General features: G+C 35.5%; 15 protein-coding genes and 1 pseudogene. 7 read left to right on the forward strand and 9 right to left on the reverse strand.

Annotated features, from left to right (window positions below):
• Nucleotides 1-270: 270 nt before the first annotated feature.
• From ACN4EE_RS13765 to ACN4EE_RS13780, 4 genes and pseudogenes are all read right to left on the reverse strand, one after another.
• On the reverse strand, nucleotides 271-909 hold the full coding sequence (locus tag ACN4EE_RS13765; RefSeq protein WP_431707053.1) for an HD-GYP domain-containing protein: 639 nt from the start codon (nucleotides 907-909) through the stop codon (nucleotides 271-273).
• Nucleotides 910-1,014: 105 nt separating this feature from the next.
• Nucleotides 1,015-1,206 (reverse strand): annotated as a pseudogene (locus tag ACN4EE_RS13770) (response regulator); the annotation flags it as partial.
• Nucleotides 1,207-1,224: 18 nt separating this feature from the next.
• On the reverse strand, nucleotides 1,225-1,368 hold the full coding sequence (locus tag ACN4EE_RS13775) for a response regulator (protein WP_431707030.1): 144 nt from the start codon (nucleotides 1,366-1,368) through the stop codon (nucleotides 1,225-1,227).
• Nucleotides 1,369-1,652: 284 nt separating this feature from the next.
• Nucleotides 1,653-5,432: a response regulator gene (locus tag ACN4EE_RS13780; protein WP_431707031.1), complete on the reverse strand. Its 3,780-nt coding sequence runs from the start codon at nucleotides 5,430-5,432 to the stop codon at nucleotides 1,653-1,655.
• 571 nt (nucleotides 5,433-6,003) lie between these two features.
• On the opposite strand from ACN4EE_RS13780, the gene ACN4EE_RS13785 reads away from it, so the two are divergent.
• Both ACN4EE_RS13785 and thiO read left to right on the forward strand, forming a co-directional pair.
• On the forward strand, nucleotides 6,004-6,813 hold the full coding sequence (locus ACN4EE_RS13785; protein WP_431707032.1) for a class I SAM-dependent methyltransferase: 810 nt from the start codon (nucleotides 6,004-6,006) through the stop codon (nucleotides 6,811-6,813).
• Nucleotides 6,814-7,058: 245 nt separating this feature from the next.
• The gene (gene thiO / locus ACN4EE_RS13790) at nucleotides 7,059-9,065 is read left to right on the forward strand and encodes a glycine oxidase ThiO (protein WP_431707033.1); all 2,007 of its coding nucleotides are present in this window, start codon (nucleotides 7,059-7,061) and stop codon (nucleotides 9,063-9,065) included.
• Nucleotides 9,066-9,189: 124 nt separating this feature from the next.
• Here the strand turns inward: thiO and ACN4EE_RS13795 are convergent, their stop codons facing one another.
• The 4 genes from ACN4EE_RS13795 to ACN4EE_RS13810 form a co-directional block, all read right to left on the reverse strand.
• Nucleotides 9,190-9,522, reverse strand: a complete 333-nt coding sequence (locus tag ACN4EE_RS13795) for a DUF5615 family PIN-like protein (protein WP_431707034.1) — start codon at nucleotides 9,520-9,522, stop codon at nucleotides 9,190-9,192.
• Complete coding sequence (locus ACN4EE_RS13800) at nucleotides 9,519-9,743, reverse strand: DUF433 domain-containing protein (RefSeq protein WP_431707035.1); 225 nt, start codon at nucleotides 9,741-9,743, stop codon at nucleotides 9,519-9,521. The genes ACN4EE_RS13795 and ACN4EE_RS13800 overlap by 4 nt, the downstream gene beginning before the upstream one ends.
• Before the next feature lie 243 nt (nucleotides 9,744-9,986).
• Nucleotides 9,987-13,235 (reverse strand): efflux RND transporter permease subunit, encoded by a 3,249-nt coding sequence (locus tag ACN4EE_RS13805; RefSeq protein WP_431707036.1) that lies wholly within the window; start codon nucleotides 13,233-13,235, stop codon nucleotides 9,987-9,989.
• 172 nt (nucleotides 13,236-13,407) lie between these two features.
• Nucleotides 13,408-14,340: a pentapeptide repeat-containing protein gene (locus ACN4EE_RS13810; protein WP_431707037.1), complete on the reverse strand. Its 933-nt coding sequence runs from the start codon at nucleotides 14,338-14,340 to the stop codon at nucleotides 13,408-13,410.
• 107 nt (nucleotides 14,341-14,447) lie between these two features.
• On the opposite strand from ACN4EE_RS13810, the gene ACN4EE_RS13815 reads away from it, so the two are divergent.
• The 3 genes from ACN4EE_RS13815 to ACN4EE_RS13825 all read left to right on the forward strand — a co-directional run bounded on the left by ACN4EE_RS13815 (nucleotide 14,448) and on the right by ACN4EE_RS13825 (nucleotide 15,279).
• Nucleotides 14,448-14,702, forward strand: a complete 255-nt coding sequence (locus ACN4EE_RS13815; RefSeq protein WP_431707038.1) for a type II toxin-antitoxin system HicB family antitoxin — start codon at nucleotides 14,448-14,450, stop codon at nucleotides 14,700-14,702.
• An 80-nt stretch (nucleotides 14,703-14,782) separates the two neighbouring features.
• On the forward strand, nucleotides 14,783-15,013 hold the full coding sequence (locus ACN4EE_RS13820) for a hypothetical protein (protein ID WP_431707039.1): 231 nt from the start codon (nucleotides 14,783-14,785) through the stop codon (nucleotides 15,011-15,013).
• Nucleotides 15,010-15,279 (forward strand): ParE family toxin-like protein, encoded by a 270-nt coding sequence (locus ACN4EE_RS13825; RefSeq protein WP_431707040.1) that lies wholly within the window; start codon nucleotides 15,010-15,012, stop codon nucleotides 15,277-15,279. Before ACN4EE_RS13820 ends, ACN4EE_RS13825 begins: the two co-directional genes overlap by 4 nt.
• A gap of 16 nt (nucleotides 15,280-15,295) precedes the next feature.
• Here the strand turns inward: ACN4EE_RS13825 and ACN4EE_RS13830 are convergent, their stop codons facing one another.
• Nucleotides 15,296-15,997 (reverse strand): MBL fold metallo-hydrolase, encoded by a 702-nt coding sequence (locus ACN4EE_RS13830; RefSeq protein WP_431707054.1) that lies wholly within the window; start codon nucleotides 15,995-15,997, stop codon nucleotides 15,296-15,298.
• 128 nt (nucleotides 15,998-16,125) lie between these two features.
• Here ACN4EE_RS13830 and ACN4EE_RS13835 point away from each other — a divergent pair, with 128 nt between their 5' ends.
• Both ACN4EE_RS13835 and ACN4EE_RS13840 read left to right on the forward strand, forming a co-directional pair.
• Nucleotides 16,126-17,631 (forward strand): site-2 protease family protein, encoded by a 1,506-nt coding sequence (locus ACN4EE_RS13835; RefSeq protein WP_431707041.1) that lies wholly within the window; start codon nucleotides 16,126-16,128, stop codon nucleotides 17,629-17,631.
• 243 nt (nucleotides 17,632-17,874) lie between these two features.
• Nucleotides 17,875-19,509 carry a DUF3352 domain-containing protein gene (locus ACN4EE_RS13840; RefSeq protein ID WP_431707042.1) on the forward strand — a complete coding sequence of 545 codons (1,635 nt, stop codon included), beginning with the start codon at nucleotides 17,875-17,877 and terminating at the stop codon, nucleotides 19,507-19,509.
• Nucleotides 19,510-19,517: the final 8 nt, after the last annotated feature.

Genomic DNA, 19,517 nt, shown 5'->3' on the forward strand with positions numbered 1-19,517 from the left:
CCAACTACCGATAGCTTGTCGGAAAGTAAAGCCTGTGGAGAGTCAAACCAACTTAATGGCAAGTCTATTAGGGATTCGGTGAAGCAGGAAGTGAACGTCCATCCCATGAAGAGTGGGAACTTGACCATTCTTGATCAAGTTTGAGTAAGTTTCATAGAGCGGATAAATACTTTATTCACATTAGCCCTCAGAATTTAGAAAACAAATTTTTAAAGGAAATTTTACCCCTAATTAACCTCTATAAAAAATAACCAAAATATATTCTCGAACCTAAAAATCAGAGTATTGTAAGGCTATATCATGAAATTTAGTGTGAATTTCTATAAACTTATCCACCATATCAGGATCAAAATGCAATCCTTTACCCTTAACAATAATTGCTACTGCTTCTTCATGAGTCATAGGCTCTTTATACACCCTTTTACTGATTAAAGCATCATAAACATCAGCCATCGCCATTAATCGAGCAGATATGGGAATATCATCCCCTGATAACCCTTCAGGATAACCAGTGCCGTCCCATTTTTCATGGTGATAATAGGCAATTTCTTTAGCAATGCCGAGAAAATCCACATTCATCCCTAAAGTTTTTTCTGCTGACATAATCGCATTACGTCCTAAAACCGCATGGGTTTTCATGGTTTCAAATTCTTCGGGGGTAAGACGACCGGGCTTGAGTAAAATATGATCAGGAATGCCAACTTTGCCAATATCATGGAGAGGGGCGCATTTATAAAGCATATAGATAATATGCTCTGTTAAGTATTCACTAAAACGAGGATGATTACTTAAATGTTGTGCTAATGCTTTAACATAATTTTGGGTGCGTAAAATGTGATTACCCGTTTCATTATCTCTAGTTTCCGCCAGAGAAGTAAGCATTAAAATTGTAGCGTCTTGAATCGCCATGACTTCTAATGTGCGACGGGTGACTTCTTGTTCCAAATATTCGTTTTTATCCCGTAAAAAGTCCGAAGAAGCCTTTAAGATTAACTGAGTTTTTACTCTAGCAAGGAGAATGGGAGGGCTTACGGGTTTTGTAATATAGTCTGCCGCCCCCATTTCTAAGCCTTTGCGCTCGTCTTCTACTTCGGATTTAGCGGTTAAGAAAATAATGGGAATATTTTTAGTTTCATGATCAGTTTTCAAAATTTGACATACTTCATAGCCGTCCATTTCGGGCATCATTATATCAAGAAGGATTAAGTCTGGCGGTGTAGTCGATCAAGCGATCGAAATAGCTTTTTCGCCATTATTAGCAATTTTAATGCGATATTTGTCCTTAAGTAAACCACTCATAAAAGCGAGGTTATCGGGGGTATCGTCCACTACTAGAATTGTCGCACGTTCTTGTAATTCTTGATTCATAGTTATACTCGGTAAAGGAATAAAAAATATTGGTGAGGGTAAGGAATAGGGAATAGATTATTTGTAGGGTGGGCATCGCCCACCATGAGAGGATTTTAGGGTTTTGTTGAGCATTTTTTGTTGAGTATTTGAAGAAAAATAAGGTTTATATAGAAATTAGACTTCTGGTAAAAATATCTTACTGTTTACTAATATTACTTAAGTCATTTAGGTTTAATACAGGCAGGATGCCTGTTTTACGGAATATTAAAACCTACGATTGTTGGTTGATTTGTGTAACTCTACTAAATTATCGATTCTAAAATTTTATAAGCCTCCTCAAAATCAAAGGCATTAAGGGAAGATTCGATCGAACCAAAGTCATCAGGAAAGGCACTTCTGAACAAATCAGCATTATCTTGGAATAAATCCACCGCCTCTGCATCATCTTCTCGAAGCAATGCTAATAGTTGATTACATAATTGGTCTAATTTTTCTAAATCTATCTCTACCTTAACACTGACTTGCTCTTGGGGTAATTGATTTTCTAATTGTTCGATTAGGTTATTTAAAGGTAAAATCACCCTCATTAAGAGGGAATCGAGGTTATCGCTATAATTTTTAATAGCAGACTCCAGATTTTTAGCATTTTCTTGAATTTCCGATGCCCCAATATTACCAGAAACCCCCTTCAAAGTATGGGCTAAACGTTCTGCTAAGGAGTAATCTTGATTAGCTAAGGCTATTGATATATCCTGTTGAAAGTTTTTCTGACTGACGGCAAATTTGCGCAACATAGACAGATAAAAAGGTTTTTTCCCTAAAACTCGTCTTAATCCCTCTTGTATATTTAAACCGCTAATATTTTCCGGTAAGATAACTTCATCCTCAGTCTTTCCTTGATTTGCCTTACCAGATTTATTATCGATATTATTAATTGGAGATTCCGTAGCACAAGCATCTTGCCTGTCAAAAGGCTTAATCCATTTTAACAGAGTTTTCCACAACTCATCGGGTTCAATGGGTTTCCCTAAATGATCATTCATTCCTGCTTCAAAACAACGATCTCGATCGCCCTGCATCACATTAGCAGTCATTGCTACAATGGGTAAATCATCAAATTGACTATCTTGGCGAATAGCAATAGTCGCCTCAACTCCATCCATTTCGGGCATTTGCATATCCATTAACACAATATCATAGGATTTAGCTTGGACTTTTTTCACGGCAATTAAGCCATTTTCTGCCACATCCACCACAAAACCAACATCTTCTAATAACTCCACCGCTACTTCCTGATTGATTTCATTATCTTCCACCAAGAGAATTTTCGCCCCTCGAATGTCTTTTAACGCAGACTGTAAAGCCAATTCTGTGTCATACTGGGTAACGGGAGCATCGGGAACATTAACCCCAAACAGTTCCACTAAGCTATCAAATAGTAAAGATGCGTTGACAGGTTTTAATAATACCCCAGAAATCCCCGCCGATTCTGCATTTTTAAAGATTTCTTCTCGCCCGTAAGCCGTCACCATGAGATGATAAGGTTTATGGGTTAAGTCCAATTCCCGAATACGTCTAGCTACCTCCATGCCGTCCATTTCGGGCATTTGCCAGTCAAGAAAGACTATTTCATAAGGTTGTTTGTCTTGATCAGCTTTTGTAACTGCTTTAATTGCTTCTTTTCCAGAATTTGCTACGTCAACAATAAATTTCATTTGTTCTAAGAGGTCTTGAAGGACAATACAAGCACTTTCGTTGTCGTCCACCACTAAAACCCTTTTTCCTTCTAAGTCATGGCTTAAGAGCAATTTGCGGGGAGCTATGGTACTTTTTTTTAGGGTGATGGTTGCCCAAAATGTACTACCTTTTTCGTATTCGCTCTCAACTCCAACATCGCCTCCCATTAATTCTGCGATACGCTTACAGATAGCTAATCCTAAACCTGTGCCTCCGAATTTGCGAGTTGTGGAAGTGTCAGCTTGTTGAAAACTCTTAAATAATACTTTTAATTGTTCGGGTTTTAAGCCAATACCTGTATCTTTGACGGCAAAATATAAAACCACATCATCTTCTCGATATTCTTGCAGTTTAACGATGATGGTAATTTCTCCTTTTTCGGTGAATTTTACGGCATTATTGGCATAGTTAATCAATATTTGCCCTACCCTGAGAGGATCACCTATGAAGTTTTTGGGTAAGTTTCGATCGACATCGAAAATCACTTCTAAACCCTTTGCGGTAGCCTTTTCTGTGATTAAATTTGCCACGTTATTAAGGACTTTTTCCAGTTCAAAATCGATGGATTCGATGACGAGTTTTCCTGCTTCAATTTTCGAGAAATCAAGAATATCATTAATCACCCCTAGTAAATGTTGACTAGAGTTTTGAATTTTTTGTAAGTAATCTTGCTGACGGGGAGTCATCTCGGTTTTCAAAGCCAAGTGCGTCATACCTATTACGGCATTCATGGGAGTGCGAATTTCGTGACTCATATTTGCTAAAAAATCGGATTTCACTCGCATACTTTCTTCTGCTAACTCCTTCGCTTTGCGCATTTCTTCCTCGGCGGTTTTCATTTTGGTAATATCCGTTAACCATCCTAAAACCCCTTTTTTTCCTTCGTATTCCGTCACCATGAAAGTTGCCATGATGTCTTTTATCTCTCCATTGGGGGCATACATTTTGTAAGTGCTATGCTCACTGATACCAAATTGCTCTAAATCCTCTAACATGGAGATTCGATCGTAATCATTGACATATATTTTCAAAGGAGAATCACCAATGTTTAAATCCACTAACTCTGCAATACGAGGATTAGCAAAACGCACTATGCCACCAACGGTAATCCCTACTCCCACAGGTGCTTTATCGAGGATTGATTGTAATAACTTTCTTTGATGATTAATCTGTTTTTCAAACTCTTTACGCGCGGAAATGTCTCTCACGGAAGCAAAAATATTAATTCCTTGTTTGCCAATGGCAGATAAACGGGCTAAACTAACTTCTACGGGAAACTGTGAACCGTTTTTATGATTGCCGTGTAATTCTTTGCTATTATCCCCAATGAGACAGGCTTGGGCAGTGGTGCTATCTTCGTTTATTTTAGTGTCGATTAAGGCATTTAAGCCCAATATGTCAATGGATTTACCCAATAACTCATCCTGATCATAACCGAACATAGTTGCTAAGGATGGATTGTTTAAAATAATCAACCCTTTTTCATTAATGACTAACATCCCTTCGGGGGCATATTCAATAATACTGCGATACCAAGCCTCCATTTCTGCAACTATTCGACTTTGATCTCGTTGCACATAAGACTCTCGATAAACTACCAAAAGTGTGATCGCTGTTATCAAAATCGTGGCAATGGTGACATAAATGGCGATATTAACGGTATCAACTCCTTCAATCATCTTTGCATGAGACTTAGAAGGGATAAAATAAGCGGAAGTCATGCCTAGATAGTGCATTGCTGACACGGCAAAACCCATCACAATAGCTGAAATTATGAGACGGTAACGGGTAGCAAAAGAGAATATTTTATCTATATAGAAACGAAACCAAAGGGCAAGGGTAGCTAAAACAATAGCAACAACGATCGAAATAGTAAAGATAAGGGGATTGTAGAAAATCTCTCCCTCGATGTGTAAGGCACTCATTCCCCAATAGTGCATCGTGCCAATGCCAATCCCGAATAACGCCCCACCAATTAAAAGTACCTGAAAAGAGGGTTGAGGGCGAGAAACCAAGTGCATAGCGTAGATACTAGCACCAATGGCGGGTAAAATAGAGAGAAAAGTTGTTAAAGGATCATAATTGACGACACAGGGTAAATTAAACCCTAACATCCCGATAAAGTGCATTGCCCAAATACCTACCCCCATGGAAGTGCCACTGAGAGAAAGAAGGATATTGCTCACCTTTTGATTGGTTAAGGATTCTGCAAATTCGCCCATTAAAAAGGCAGTATATGCCGAAAAAACTGCGATCGCTACTGATAAAATTACTAAACCGATTTGATATTCCCCTTGATACTCGATATTCGGAATATCGTTGAGAAAGTTAAAAACAATACCCATAGAAGAATGAAGAATTAAGAATTAAGAATTAAGAATGAAGAATGAAGAATGAAGAATTAAGAATGAAGAATTAAGAATGAAGAATGAAGAATTAAGACATGAAGAATTAATAATATTTAAGCTAAGGCGCATTTAACTGACATTTTTTCTAATAATTAAAAATACTGATAACTATTGACTGATATTAACTTTTGCCTGTCTTTATCAGTAAACTGAGATGCGTTATAAGTACTAAAGCAAAATAGATTGTCTATTTTAAAATTAATGGAAATAACCCATAATCTTTGTTGCCTCTTGCCTTTTGCCTTTCACAAAGTAAACATACAATTAATTTGCCCATCTACTTAGCTTAAAATTTTGGGTTCTTCTACAGTAGTTATGTAAAATTAATAGAATATAATTAATATAAACCTTATCATCTATAGCTTTGATTATTTTAAAAATGCAATTGTTATAAATTAACAGTTTGAATTTAACCTAATACCTGCAACCTGATACCTAATACCCTTTTCGATTAATTTATCATGACGAGAAGTAGAATAACCAAAATAACTTAAAGACAAAGACATTAATGATAGAAAAAATATTTATTTTGTTAATAGGAATATCCCCGAATATCAAGAAAACTTTATGGCGTTTTTGGTATCAATTTTTAGCTAATTCCTATCAGAAAACTGATTGGCAATTTATGAATTATGGCTTTTATGATTTAAACTCAGAATTAAGTTCTTTAAACTTAGCACCCGAAGATGAAAATAACTACTATTCTATTAATCTTTATCATTATGTAGCTAGTGTAACCCAGATAAAAAATAAACAAGTTTTAGAAGTAGGTTGTGGTAGAGGAGGAGGCAGTGCTTATGTGGCAAAATATTTACAACCTCAAAAAATAATCGGAATAGATTTTTCCGAACAAAATATTAAACTAGCTCAAAAATTTTATCATCTTTCTAACCTTTCCTTTGTTCAAGGTGATGCAGAAAACTTACCTTTTGAAAACGATACATTTGATGTCATTCTTAATGTAGAATCATCCCATTGTTATGGCTCAATGAGTAAATTTCTGGCTGAAGTTTATCGAGTTTTAAAACCTAGTGGTATATTTTCTTGGGCGGATTTACGCCCTATTAATGAGGTAGAAAATCTCAAAGAAAATTTTGCACAATCTGGACTTAAACAAATTAAAACAGCAATTATTACCCCTAATGTTTTAAAATCTTTAGAATTAGTAGATAAATCAAAAAAAAATGTCATTAAAAATTATGTCCCTACTTTTTTTCAAGGCGTTTTTCAAGAATTTGCGGGGGTTAAAAATAGTCAAATATACAACGCTTTTGAAACGGGAGAAATGGTTTATCTAAGTTATGTTTTTCAAAAATAATTAGGGTTTTTCTACTTTAGCAATTTTTACTCAAAAAATGAGCATTTTTGATCTTATTTTATTTAAAACTTTTGTATAACTTTATCTATACAAAGTCTTAAAACCTTGATTTTTAATTACTTTACCCATTACCCATTACCCATTACCCATTACTTCCCCTCATCAAAAGATTTTTTCAGCAAACCCTAATTAATCTCTCTCAGTCCAGACAATGATAAAATAACGATATATGTTAACGATCGATTATGAAAACTAGCAACGAAATTATTATTATAGGCGGTGGAATAATTGGACTCTCGATCGCACTAGAGTTAAAATTAAAAGGGTTAGGAGTAACCGTATTAAGCAAAAATTATTCCCAAGCCGCCACCAATGCCGCCGCAGGAATGTTAGCGCCCCAAGCGGAGGGGTTAGAAGGTGCGATATTAGACTTAGCCTTAGAATCCCTTGCTTTGTATCCTGAATGGGCTCAAAAACTAGAACAGTTGAGCCAGGGCGATATAGACTATAATCCTTGTGGTATCATTGCCCCTGTTTTTCAAACTCCTTCCCATATCAACGAAAATTGGTTAGATAAAGACACCCTTTCATTTTATCAACCTCACTTAAGTCAAGATGTCATGGGGGGTTACTGGTATCCCGAAGAAGGGCAAGTTGATCCCCGTAAAGTGGGTAAGGTATTATTGAAGATAGCCCAATTATTAGGTATTGATATTAGAGAAGGAGTCGAAGCCATCGCCCTGACTCGTCATCAAGGTAGAATTAAAAATATCCTCACCAAATCGGGTATATTTTCAGGGGATACTTATATTTTAGCTAGTGGTGCGTGGTCAAGTAAACTATTTCCTCTCCCCGTGCGTCCCTTGAAAGGGCAAATGTTAAGTTTAAGGATACCCCAAGAAAATCCCTTAGAAAGAGTCATTTTTGGGGAAAACACCTATTTAGTGCCGAAAAAAGACGGACGTTTAATTATTGGTGCTACCTCCGAAGATATAGGATGGCAAGAAGGCAACACCGCCGAAGGGGTTAATACACTTTTAAATCGAGCTATTAATTTATATCCGCCCCTCGCAAATTGGCAATTAAACGAAATTTGGTACGGTTTTCGCCCTGCCACGGCTGATGAGTTGCCCATATTAGGTTATAGTGATGCGGATAATTTGATTTTTGCTACAGGGCATCATCGCAACGGTATCCTTTTAGCACCCATTACCGCTAAATTAATAAGTAATCTTATCATAGACAAACACCCCGATCCCCTCTTAAAACATTTTTCCTATCAAAGATTTTCGCAAAATAAAGCACAAATTATGACATATCCCACCCCTTCCCAAAATGGTAATATAAACAGCATAGAAAGCAATTTAAGCTCAATCAACGGTGATTCAGGTCATTTTTCACCTAAAAGCAACCAAGCAGGATATTTAAACCCTTCTACGGCGAGTGAACTTTTTAATAATGATGAAGATAGTTTAATCATTGCAGGGCGCAAATTTTCCTCTCGATTGATGACAGGTACAGGAAAATACCCTAGTATGGAGTCTATGCAAAAAAGCGTTATTGCCAGTGGTTGCGAAATTGTGACTGTGGCAGTGCGTAGAGTACAAACTAACGCACCGGGGCATGAAGGATTAGCCGAAGCCCTCGATTGGGGTAAAATATGGATGTTGCCTAATACTGCGGGATGTACCAATGCGGAAGAAGCCGTGAGGGTTGCCCGTTTAGGTAGGGAAATGGCGAAATTACTAGGACAGGAAGACAATAACTTCATTAAACTAGAGGTTATCCCCGACTCTAAGTATTTATTACCCGATCCTATCGGCACATTACAAGCCGCCGAACAATTAGTCAAGGAAGGTTTTGCGGTGTTACCCTATGTTAATGCTGATCCTCTCCTTTGTAAACGTTTGGAGGAGGTAGGATGTGCAACTGTTATGCCTTTAGGCTCTCCCATCGGCTCAGGGCAAGGCATTCAGAATCTGGCTAATATTAAGATTATCATTGAACAGGCAAAAATACCAGTGGTTATCGATGCAGGAATTGGCACACCTAGCGAGGCGGCTTTGGGTATGGAGTTAGGCGCAGATGCTTTATTAATTAATAGTGCCATCGCCCTTGCCCAAAATCCCGTTAAAATGGCACAAGCTATGGGATTAGCAACTCAAGCAGGAAGATTAGCTTATCAAGCAGGTCGTATTCCTGTAAAAGAATATGCTTCTGCTAGTTCTCCCCTTGTTGGAGTGGTTAAATAGGGGATGCTGAAAAAGTATTTTGATGAAGAGAGGGAAGAGGGAATTAGTTATAAAAATTAACGTTTTGAGGCTTTATATAAGCATATAAATACAAAATAGACTTCAAAATGTATCTGATTATGATTTAACTTAATATCAAAATACTTTCTGTTTCACTATGATAAAATTCTCTGATAATGGGAAAATTATACCTGAGAATTTCTACAATCTTTGAAGTGGAGCTATTGCCAATACGAAGATAGATAAACTTTGGTGGATGACCATATAATAAACTACGTTGGTGAAAATCAGAGTCTTTAGAAACAATCACAAAATCATTAAATTTGGCAAATTCCCAGATAAGAGAATCATCAGTATTGATGAGGGATAAAGTCTTGACGTGGTGAGAATTGGGATACAAATCAATGATTTTATGAATAATTCTATCTGACAAATTTTCATCTAATAACAATTTCATACAGATGTCATAAATAATTTTTTCTCTCTATCTGCAGCAAAAGCCAAACAAGCCTTAATATCTTCGGAGGTTAATTCGGAAAAATCTTCGAGAATTTCTGCTTCTGTCATTCCACCAGCTAAATATTCCAAAATATCGTAAACAGTTATACGCATTCCTCGAATACAGGGTTTTCCACTTCGCTTTCCAGATTCTATGGTAATAATATTTTGGTAACTCATAGTGATTTGATCATCTTTAGTTTTTTTATTATAGCTGAAAAATTCATTAGACTTCTCCAGAAATTATAATTTTATCACCGTAGAACAGGCATCTTGCCTGTATTTTTGAAGATGTCTATTAGACTCATTGCGAATTAGAGTCTGCCTCATAGTATTTTGATGAGAATAGGTATCAGACATCAGGCAGTGAATGGGTAATTTTCAATTCTTAATTCTTCATTTTTAATTCTTCATTCCTCATTTCTAATTCTTTACCATTTCTTTCGCTTCGGGTTCGATCGAACTCTTAACTGTATTTTCATGAAATATGATCGATCGAGTTCTCAAGGTGAAAGGCTCATGGAGTAAAACATATAGACAAGGAATCAAGAATAAAGTCAAGAGAGTAGCTAAAGACAAGCCCGAAAAAACCACAATTCCTAAAGGTTGTAAAAACTCTCCCCCTTCTCCTGCGCCTAAAGCTAAAGGAAACATCCCTAAGACAGTGGTAATAGTCGTCATAAAGATAGGGCGTAACCTTTGCGATGATGCTTGTACGATCGAAATATAACGACTGGGGGTTTTAATGTCTGGATTTTGTTGTTGTTTTTCATAGATTTGGTTAGCTAACTCCACCATGACAATGGCATTATTTACCACAATCCCGATAAGTAACACCGCACCCACAATTACCGTTGCACCGATGGGAGTTTCGGTAACGTATAAACCAATAATCCCTCCTGATAAAGCAAGGGGTAAGGTAAACATGATCACTAAAGGATCAATTAAAGAGTTATACTGAACAGCCATAACCACAAAAACCAGAAAACCTGCTAAAGCCCCTAAAATCGGTAAACTTCCTTGTAAATTAGCGTTACTCTCGGCGGCACTACTAGGTAGAATACGCACTCCTTCGGGTAAATCAATGTCATCTAAAATGCCTTGCACTTCTGCTAAACCATTGCCTAAAGATGCTCCTTCTGCTAAACTTCCTGCAATGAGAAACACTTGTCTTTGGTTGATTCTTTGAATTTGTGATGGTGCAACACCACTACCAATAGAAGCCACATCTCCTAAACGAATGAGACGATTATCGCTAGTAAATAAGGGTACATCTAACAAAGCATCGATATTTCTTACCAAATTAGGGTCTAATTGTACTCTAATATCGACTAATCGATCGCCCCTTTGCAATTGAGAAACAACGATACCGTTAATAGTCGTTTGTAAAGAGTCTTGAATGTCTCTGATATTGAGGTTTAAATCCGCTAATCTTTGTGGGTTGGGAATAATAGTTACTTCTGGTTGAGAAGCATCGGCATCAGGGCGAAATCTGACTAATTGGGCTTTATCATCTAATACCCTTAATACTTGTCTGCCTGTTTCCTCTAGCAGTTGTTGATTATTGCCCTGTAAAATAACGTCCACATCTGCACGAATGGGAGAATTAGTCAAAAATAAGCCTCTAACAGTACCTGCACTTAATCGTAATCGAATATTAACCAAATTGAGCTTATTTAACTCTTGATTCAGGCTACTGATATATTCATCAATGTTTGTATCTCGCTTCAGAGTGATACTGCTTGAGCCTCTTACCACGTTTTCGGAAGTGTTAGCACCAAATAATCCTCCCCCTGAAGTTGTAAAAGAATATTGGGTTTGAGGATGCTCTAATATCACGTTATCGATTAATTCCATGACTTGGCGGTTAGTTGCCAAGGTGGTACTGGGGGGAAACTGAACGTTTAAGTTCACTAATCCCGTGTTGATAGTCGGTAAAATCTCTTGGGGAAGTTGTTGGGCAAGGCTTAAGCTAGTACTTCCTAAGAAGAAAAATAAGGCAATGATGACTACCCAACGAATTTTGATCAAAAAGCCTAAAATTACGCTATAAAAATTATTAGCCGCATTAAAAGCCTTGTTAAACCATGAAATAATAAAAAAGTGTCGAATACGACTAGAGAATTTGATGGCTAATAGCCTTGAGGTTAACATCGGTACGATCGTCAATGCTACCACGATCGAAGCCCCTACGGCAAAGCTAATGGTTAATACTAACTCATTGAATAAAAGAGAGATAAAACCCCCTATCATCAAAAAGGGTAACACTGCCACTAAGTTAGTACTGGTGGAAGCAATCAACGCCGATTCTACTTCCGATGAACTTTCGATCGATTGAGAAATAATTTGACGGCGATAAATACCCTTATCAGGATGAGGATCATGAATGAATTTTTCTGTACCTTCTACTATAGTTTCTAACATCACGATCGAGTTGTCAACCACAATGCCAACCCCTAAAGCCAAACCTCCCAAACTGAAAACATTGAGAGTTAAGCCAAACATTTTCATCATAATTACCGCCGCTAAAGTAGCCATAGGGATAGAGATAACGATGATGATAGTTTGACGAATCGAACCTAAAAAGAATAATACTGCAATCCCAGCCAATCCCGTACCGATTAACCCCGAAGTAATTACATTATTGATGGCATTGTTAATAAAAATCGACTCATCAAGAGTTGGCAAAATAGTTATATCATCAGGGATAGTATTTGCCTTTTTTAACTCCTCAATTTTTGCCTTAACTAAGTCCACCACTTCGATCGTATTTGCTTCAGGTTGCTTTTGTACACTGACTTTGACCGCAGGAGTGCCATTGAGATAAACAAAAATACGTTGCTCTTGCGCACCATCAATAATATCAGCAAAATCCGTTAAATAAACCCTCCCCGAAGGAGTCTCAAAAGATAAATTATTCAAATCCTGCGCTCTTCTAAACCTACCCACAACCCGTGTTAAAGGCTCATTATTTTCCCCCCTTAAGCGCCCTCCTGTTATATCTTGATTGCTGTCTCTCACATCATTTAAGACATCATTTAAACTCAATCCTAGAGCCTGTAATCTTTGTAAGTCTAATTGTACTCTAACTTCTTCTTCTACCCCCCCAGTGACATTAACCGAAGCGACACCGGGGATAACCGTTAATTCTCTTGCCAATTCGTCATCGCTAAACACCCTTAAATCTAAAACATCCCTCATATCAGAGGTGACGGCAAATTCATAAACAGGAAGTTGAGAAGGCTCAAATTTAAAAATACGAGGATTTTCCAAATCATCAGGTAGTCTTCCCCTTGCGCGGTTAAAAGAAGCCGTAGCGTCATTTAAGGCTTGATCAATATTACCACCTACTCGAAAGAATAAATCTAAACTAATTTGATTTTCCGATGTTTGAGAATAGACTAATTCTACCCCTTCCGTAGCTGAAAAAGCCTCCTCTAAAGGGCGAGTAATTTCTTCCACCGCAATTTCTGGGGCAATACCACCTGTGCTTACCCTTAATCCAATACGAGGATAAGTGATTGAAGGTAACAAGTCAACTTGAATAGTGGAAATGAAAAAGATACCCACTACCATCACCGCAAGGGTTAACATAATCGTTGCAATGTGACGGCGAATAGATAAACCCGTGATACTAAATTTTTGATTTGATGAAGAAAATGAAGATTTCATTATGATTTTTATAACTTAATCTCTATGCTTTAATTTAGACCTACGGTAACATATAACCATCAACTATTGTCGAGACAGCTAAAAGGCAACAATGAATATTCGTCAATCTCTCACATTTCAAGATAAAATCATATAGTGAACTACCCACATTTACCGTAATTTTGTTTAGTATTTATTCATGAATCGAGCCATCAGGCATAATAGCACCTTTAAGATTAGCATTATCGAAGATAGCACCAGTGATATTTGCTCCTCTTAAATTAGCTTTTTTTAAGTTAGCATTACTTAAATTAGCATTAACTAATAAAGCATTACTAAAGGTAGAATTTTTTAAATTACTATTAGTTAAATTGGCATTAGTTAAGTTTGCTTTATCTAAATCAGCTTTTGTTAAACTTGCTTTATTTAAGTTTGTATTCGTTAAATTTGCTTGAACTAAAATCGATTTACTTAAGTCAACTCCCGTTAAATCCGCATCGCTTAAATTAGCATTTTTAAGATTAACACTTCTTAAATTAGTTGTTTTTTTTCCACTATATAAAATAGATTTACTTAAGTCAGCATACGCAAGATTAGCACCATAAAGATTAACCTCTTTTAAGTAGGATTGAGTTAAATTAGCTTTACTTAAATTAGCCTTTTTCATATTAGCATGATAAAACTGAACGCCACTAAGATTAGCAGAAGATAAATCAGAATTACTAAAATTTCCTTGACTCATTTCTGCATGATTTAAGTTAGCTTTATTTAATTTGCAATTACTCAAATTAATTTTAGTTGCATCAGTATTACTCAAATTAGCTTGAATTAAATTAGAGTTGCTTAAATTAGCGTTATTTAAAGACAAATTACTAAAGTTACTTTGATAACATTCACATTTTTGAATATTAGCATTATTCAAATTTAAGGATTGTACATTATTAAAATTTAATGGTTTTGCACTGAAATTATGTTGTGAAAAGTCACAATTTACACACTTATTTTGGGTAAATAATTCATTAATTTGCTCATTATCAAAGGCATAAGCAGGGTTTACAAATCCCAAAAACACGTTAATAATAACGATCGAAATTAAGATAAAATTTATAACTCTATTATTGTTCATAATCTATGTACTAATTTTGTTATATTATGTTAGCAGACTGTAAATAATGATAACCTCGATCGAGCTAAGATAAAATAAAATAATTACAAATTTTGTCGAATATCCCCATGAAAACTCAAACTTTTACGGTTACTATCTACAAAGAAGAAGATATGTATATCGCTGAATGCTTAGATGTTGGTACTGTAGATCAAGGTAGTACGATCGAGGAAGCTATTAACAATTTACGAGAAGCGACACAATTATATTTAGAAGAATGTCCAGATATTGAAGCTATACATAAAGAATTAAAAGTTGGTACTTTAAGTGGTGTATTAAAACAAGCTCAAGTATCATCTAATGACTTTATTAATTATTTATAAGATAATCTTTCTCTAACCTCGATCGAACTCAGGTTTATCATTAAGATAGAATTACTAAGCTAATAATTTTAGACAAAAATATGACTAAACTTTTGCAAGAAGTATTTAACAAAATTGAACAGTTAAATCCAGAAATCCAAGATGCGATCGCATCTCGTTTATTAACAGAATTAGAAGACGAAAAAAAATGGGATTCTTCCTTCGTTAATACCACAGATGAACAATGGCAAAAAATGGCAGATATGGTAAAACAGGAAATTCTTAATGGTGATATAACTCCCCTTGATGATATTTTGGAAGTTGAATCATGAAATCAAGTGTAACCAAGTCTTTTAGAACAAAATTGCAACAATTACCTGTATCTATTCAAAAACAGGCTATTAAAGCATATAAATTATGGAAACAATATCCTTATCATAGTAGTTTACAGTTCAAAAGAGTTAATTTACAACCCCCAATTTATTCTGTTCGTGTCACGATAAATTATCGCTGTTTAGGTTTATTAGAATCTAATCACATTTATTGGTATTGGATTGGTAGTCATGATGAATATGATAGTTTATTAAAAAGACTCTAAACTTTATAAATCAATCTCATTTTGTTATTTTTTTTAACTCGATCGAATCCTTTAAATAATGATAACCTCGATCGAGATAACCTTTACCCCTTAAATAACCCGTATTAGCCCCCGGACAGATATAATTGAGAGTATCCTCCGAAAATCGATCGAGCAATAAATCCACACTGCGCAACTGTCGGCGATGATGAAAAGTCTTTTTCAACTTTAAAGCAGTAATACCCTCTTTTATGGGTAATAAATGCCTTCCACTAAACAAAACTCCCCCATGATTGCCATAATATAAACAAGAAGAAGCAGGAGAATATCCGCAAGTCCAAATTAACTCACAATCATCATAAATAGTATAAGAATCGCTAAAAGTAATAGGGTTTAAATTAGGTAACAAATAACCCTCTTGTTCTTGAATAATTAAATCACAATTGAGATCATCCTTGATCGATCGAACAGATTTACTAATACCGTCTCTTTGAGTCAAAAATAAATATTTGACACCCCCATTATCAAGACAAAAATCTCGATTAAATTCATGCCATAAAGGACAATCAATTAAAATATTACCTTGAGGGTGAATAATAAGATAAGAAGTACCGCCCAAAGTTTCCCTATTTGGTGGAAACGCAAAAATATTGTCTAAAATGAGTTTAGGGGATTTATAATTATTGCTTTTAATCGTTGTTTGACTATTTTTTTCTGTAAAATTATTATTAGAGTTCATCATCAAGAATTTAGAATGTAGAATGCAGAATTAATTAATAACTTTTGCCTTTTGCCTTTTGCCTCTTGCCTATCCTCTAAGTTCGATCGACATTAGATAACAGACAGCCATACTATTATAAATTAAACATGGAATTAATTATTCTTTTCTTCGTACTCAGTACCCTCAGCTATATCATAATTAAACGTAATATTGCCAAGATAACAACAACCCCCACTTGGTTATTATGGTTAGCATTAATGATACCCCCTTTAATTTGGGTGGGATGGTATTTGACGAATCCCAAAGATTCCATGCCTCCTTTATTAGTATTCCTTCCCTTGATTCTTTCTCCCATAGTTTACGTCTGGTTGATTGAAATGGGCAAAATTTCCCCCCAAGAGAAAGAGAAAACCTCAGAATCTATTGATATACAAAAACCAGAGAAAACCCTTTTTGAAGAATTGTCTTCGGCGCAAAAAGAGAAAAATAACCATACTCCTCCCATTAATCCTCAAGAAGAAAAAGCCTTAAGAGATTGTTTCCCTTGGGGTGTCTATTATCTTCAAAAAGTTGACTATTTACCCCAAGCCATTCTTTGTTTAGGTAAATTAATGACAGCACCCGAAAAAGCCTATCCTACCATCAAGAATAATTTAGAAAAGGTTTTTGACGATCGATTTTTAATTATCTTTCAAGAAACCCTGCAAGGGCAACCATTTTTCGCCTTAGTGCCGAATCCCCATTCAGTGACGGCAAAAACCAAATTACCCGAAGAAAAGTTAACTAAACCCGTCACCGCCATAATTCTCTTACTGTTAACCTTACTAACTACCACCATTATCGGTGCAGAAATTAGTGGAGTAGAAGTAGCTGAATTAGAGACAAATCCCGAATTGATTTTACAGGGATTACCCTATAGTTTATGTCTCATTGCAATTTTAGGGATTCATGAATTAAGTCATTATCTCTTCGCCGTTTACTACCGTATCCGCACCACCTTACCCTATTTTATTCCCATACCCTTCTTTTTAGGCACTTTTGGGGCGTTTATTTCCATTAAATCTCCCATGCCTAACCGTAAAGCCGTGTTTGATGTAGCAATCGCTGGACCTTTAGGCGGATTTTTAGTTACTATACCAGTATTAGTATGGGGTTTAGCCTATTCTACCGTGGTGGATATGCCCGATCGAATGAATATGTTGCAATTTGAAGCATTAGATCCCCGTTTTTCATTTCTCATGGCAGTATTGAGTAAATTAGTCATGGGGAGTGAATTAATAGCCGACAAGGCAATTTCATTACATCCTGCCGCCGTAGCAGGGTATATTGGCTTAATCGTCACCGCCTTAAACTTGATGCCGGTGGGGCAATTAGACGGAGGACACATAGTTCATGCTATGTTTGGACAAGGTAAAGCCGTTATAATTGGTCAAATTACTCGTGTATTAATGATTATGTTAGCCTTTGTGCGCAGTGAATTTCTATTATGGGCAATTATCTTACTATTTATGCCCACCGTAGATCAACCTGCCTTAAATGATGTCACCGAGTTAGACAACGGTAGAGACTTATTAGGCTTATTCGCCCTAATTTTACTCATTGTCATTTTATTACCCCTTCCTTCCACCGTTGCGCAATGGCTAAATCTCTAGCCGACTTCCTCCTTTAATTTGTAGGTTGGGTTAGTGATAACGTAACCCAAAAAAACATCCATGACACAACCACTCATATTGTAAATGTAGTCTATCTAAACCCTTGATTTTAATAGTCTTCTGATTTATTCAGCCGAACCTAATAATTTGTAGGTTATATTGTAAGAAGCATAATTTAATAAAATTACCATAAAATTTATTTATAACTAATTAAGTGGACTTAATATTATTGAGGTAAAAATCATGACTCAATCAAATTCCAAGAAGGGTGGCTGTGGATGTTTAACGATGCTAGTTTTAGGAGTTATCGGTATTGGTGCGAGTTATTACTATGGGCGTAATTTTATCGGGCAAGAATTAACACCTAGTCGTAGTGCTAAAATAATTCCAGCTTCTGCTTATGCTACCAGTTTTATTTCCACTAATCCTCAGCAATGGGAAAAATTAGGACAATTCGGCACTAATTCCGCTCAAGAAATTATCTCTCAAAATTTCCAAGAATTTGTGAATGAAAATTTAACCCAAGCAACTCAAAAAATTGATTTAGAAAAAGATATTTTACCTTGGTTAGGGGGAATCAGTATGGCATTATTACCCGCTTCTTCTGGAGAATTTGAGTCTAATATTGCCGTGATTATGGGAGTCAAAAATAAATTTAAAGCCAATGACTTTTTAGAAAAATATAAGAATGATTTGCAAGAAAAACCCATTGAAAATAAATATAATGGCATCACTATTTATCAAGTTAATTTAGAGAATAATCAAACAATTTGGACAACTTTTTTTAATAATTATTTAGTGGTAAGCGATCGAGAGTATGTTATCGAAAAAATTATTGATACCCATAAAGGAAAAACATCTTTAGCCACTAATTATCCTCAAAATTTAGTTAGGGATAATGCCGTAATTTCCGTTTATTTTCCAGAGTACGATCGAATTCTCTTAAAAGCCTTAGAAAATAGTTTACCAGAAAATGAATTAGATAAACAGGTAGAAAAACAGCTAAAAAAAATTAATACTCTATTTATGAATATGAGTATCGAAAATCACGGATTAAAATTAACAACTTTAGTCAAATTATCAGAGCCTTTAGAAGAGACAATTAACTTTAAATCAGTATCGCAAAACTTATTAAATAAAATACCCCAAGATACAATTTTGATGATGAGTGGTAATGGTATAAATCAACTGTGGCAACAAGTAGAAACAGAAAGAAAAAATATCAGTGAATTAGATAAAGCAATTAATGAGACAGAAATAATGGTAAATCAATGGCTTAATTTAGACTTAGGAAATGATATTTTTAGTTGGTTAGACGGTGAATTTGCTGTTGCCATTGTGGGAAATCCTGAACAACCTTTATTAGAGAATAATGTACACGGATTATTACTATTAGAAAGTACTAATAAAAATCAAGGAGAAAAGACTTTAAGTAAACTAGAAAATGTAGCTCAATTTTTGCCTTTTATTGCTATTAATCGCACAGAAAAACAAGGAATAAATATCACCGAATGGAGCAATTATCAAAATACAGTTGCCTCCTATGGTTGGTTAAATAATAATAATTTGTTATTTACTTTTGGTAAGACTTTTGAGCCTAGTGAAAACTTAGATAAAACTAATTCCATTCTTAATAATGAAACCTTTAAAATAACTACAGAATCTTTACCTAAAAATAACTATGGTTATTTATATTTTGACTATCAAAAAGCCGTTAGTTTTGCGGTTAATTTAGAGCCTGATTTTTATGATGATTTTACACCAGAAATGAGAGCTTTATCGGAATCTATTAAAGGTTTTGCTCTTACCAGTTCTAGTATCAATAATACCACCACTCAGGTGGACTTAAATATCTCTTTAGTCAGAAAAAATAATTAGCCTAATTC

Source organism: Geminocystis sp. CENA526, from assembly GCF_050753365.1.
Lineage (GTDB): Bacteria > Cyanobacteriota > Cyanobacteriia > Cyanobacteriales > Cyanobacteriaceae > Geminocystis.

Excerpts from the sequence above, each read along its gene's own strand:
- ACN4EE_RS13775 (WP_431707030.1), bottom strand. The coding sequence starts at position 1,368 with ATGAATCAAGAATTACAAGAACGTGCGACAATTCTAGTAGTGGACGAT.
- ACN4EE_RS13765 (WP_431707053.1), bottom strand. The coding sequence starts at position 909 with ATGGCGATTCAAGACGCTACAATTTTAATGCTTACTTCTCTGGCGGAA.
- thiO (WP_431707033.1), top strand. The coding sequence starts at position 7,059 with ATGAAAACTAGCAACGAAATTATTATTATAGGCGGTGGAATAATTGGA.
- ACN4EE_RS13810 (WP_431707037.1), bottom strand. The coding sequence starts at position 14,340 with ATGAACAATAATAGAGTTATAAATTTTATCTTAATTTCGATCGTTATT.
- ACN4EE_RS13830 (WP_431707054.1), bottom strand. The coding sequence starts at position 15,997 with ATGAACTCTAATAATAATTTTACAGAAAAAAATAGTCAAACAACGATT.
- ACN4EE_RS13785 (WP_431707032.1), top strand. The coding sequence starts at position 6,004 with ATGATAGAAAAAATATTTATTTTGTTAATAGGAATATCCCCGAATATC.
- ACN4EE_RS13800 (WP_431707035.1), bottom strand. The coding sequence starts at position 9,743 with ATGAGTTACCAAAATATTATTACCATAGAATCTGGAAAGCGAAGTGGA.
- ACN4EE_RS13835 (WP_431707041.1), top strand. The coding sequence starts at position 16,126 with ATGGAATTAATTATTCTTTTCTTCGTACTCAGTACCCTCAGCTATATC.
- ACN4EE_RS13840 (WP_431707042.1), top strand. The coding sequence starts at position 17,875 with ATGACTCAATCAAATTCCAAGAAGGGTGGCTGTGGATGTTTAACGATG.
- ACN4EE_RS13805 (WP_431707036.1), bottom strand. The coding sequence starts at position 13,235 with ATGAAATCTTCATTTTCTTCATCAAATCAAAAATTTAGTATCACGGGT.
- ACN4EE_RS13780 (WP_431707031.1), bottom strand. The coding sequence starts at position 5,432 with ATGGGTATTGTTTTTAACTTTCTCAACGATATTCCGAATATCGAGTAT.
- ACN4EE_RS13795 (WP_431707034.1), bottom strand. The coding sequence starts at position 9,522 with ATGAAATTGTTATTAGATGAAAATTTGTCAGATAGAATTATTCATAAA.
- ACN4EE_RS13820 (WP_431707039.1), top strand. The coding sequence starts at position 14,783 with ATGACTAAACTTTTGCAAGAAGTATTTAACAAAATTGAACAGTTAAAT.
- ACN4EE_RS13825 (WP_431707040.1), top strand. The coding sequence starts at position 15,010 with ATGAAATCAAGTGTAACCAAGTCTTTTAGAACAAAATTGCAACAATTA.
- ACN4EE_RS13815 (WP_431707038.1), top strand. The coding sequence starts at position 14,448 with ATGAAAACTCAAACTTTTACGGTTACTATCTACAAAGAAGAAGATATG.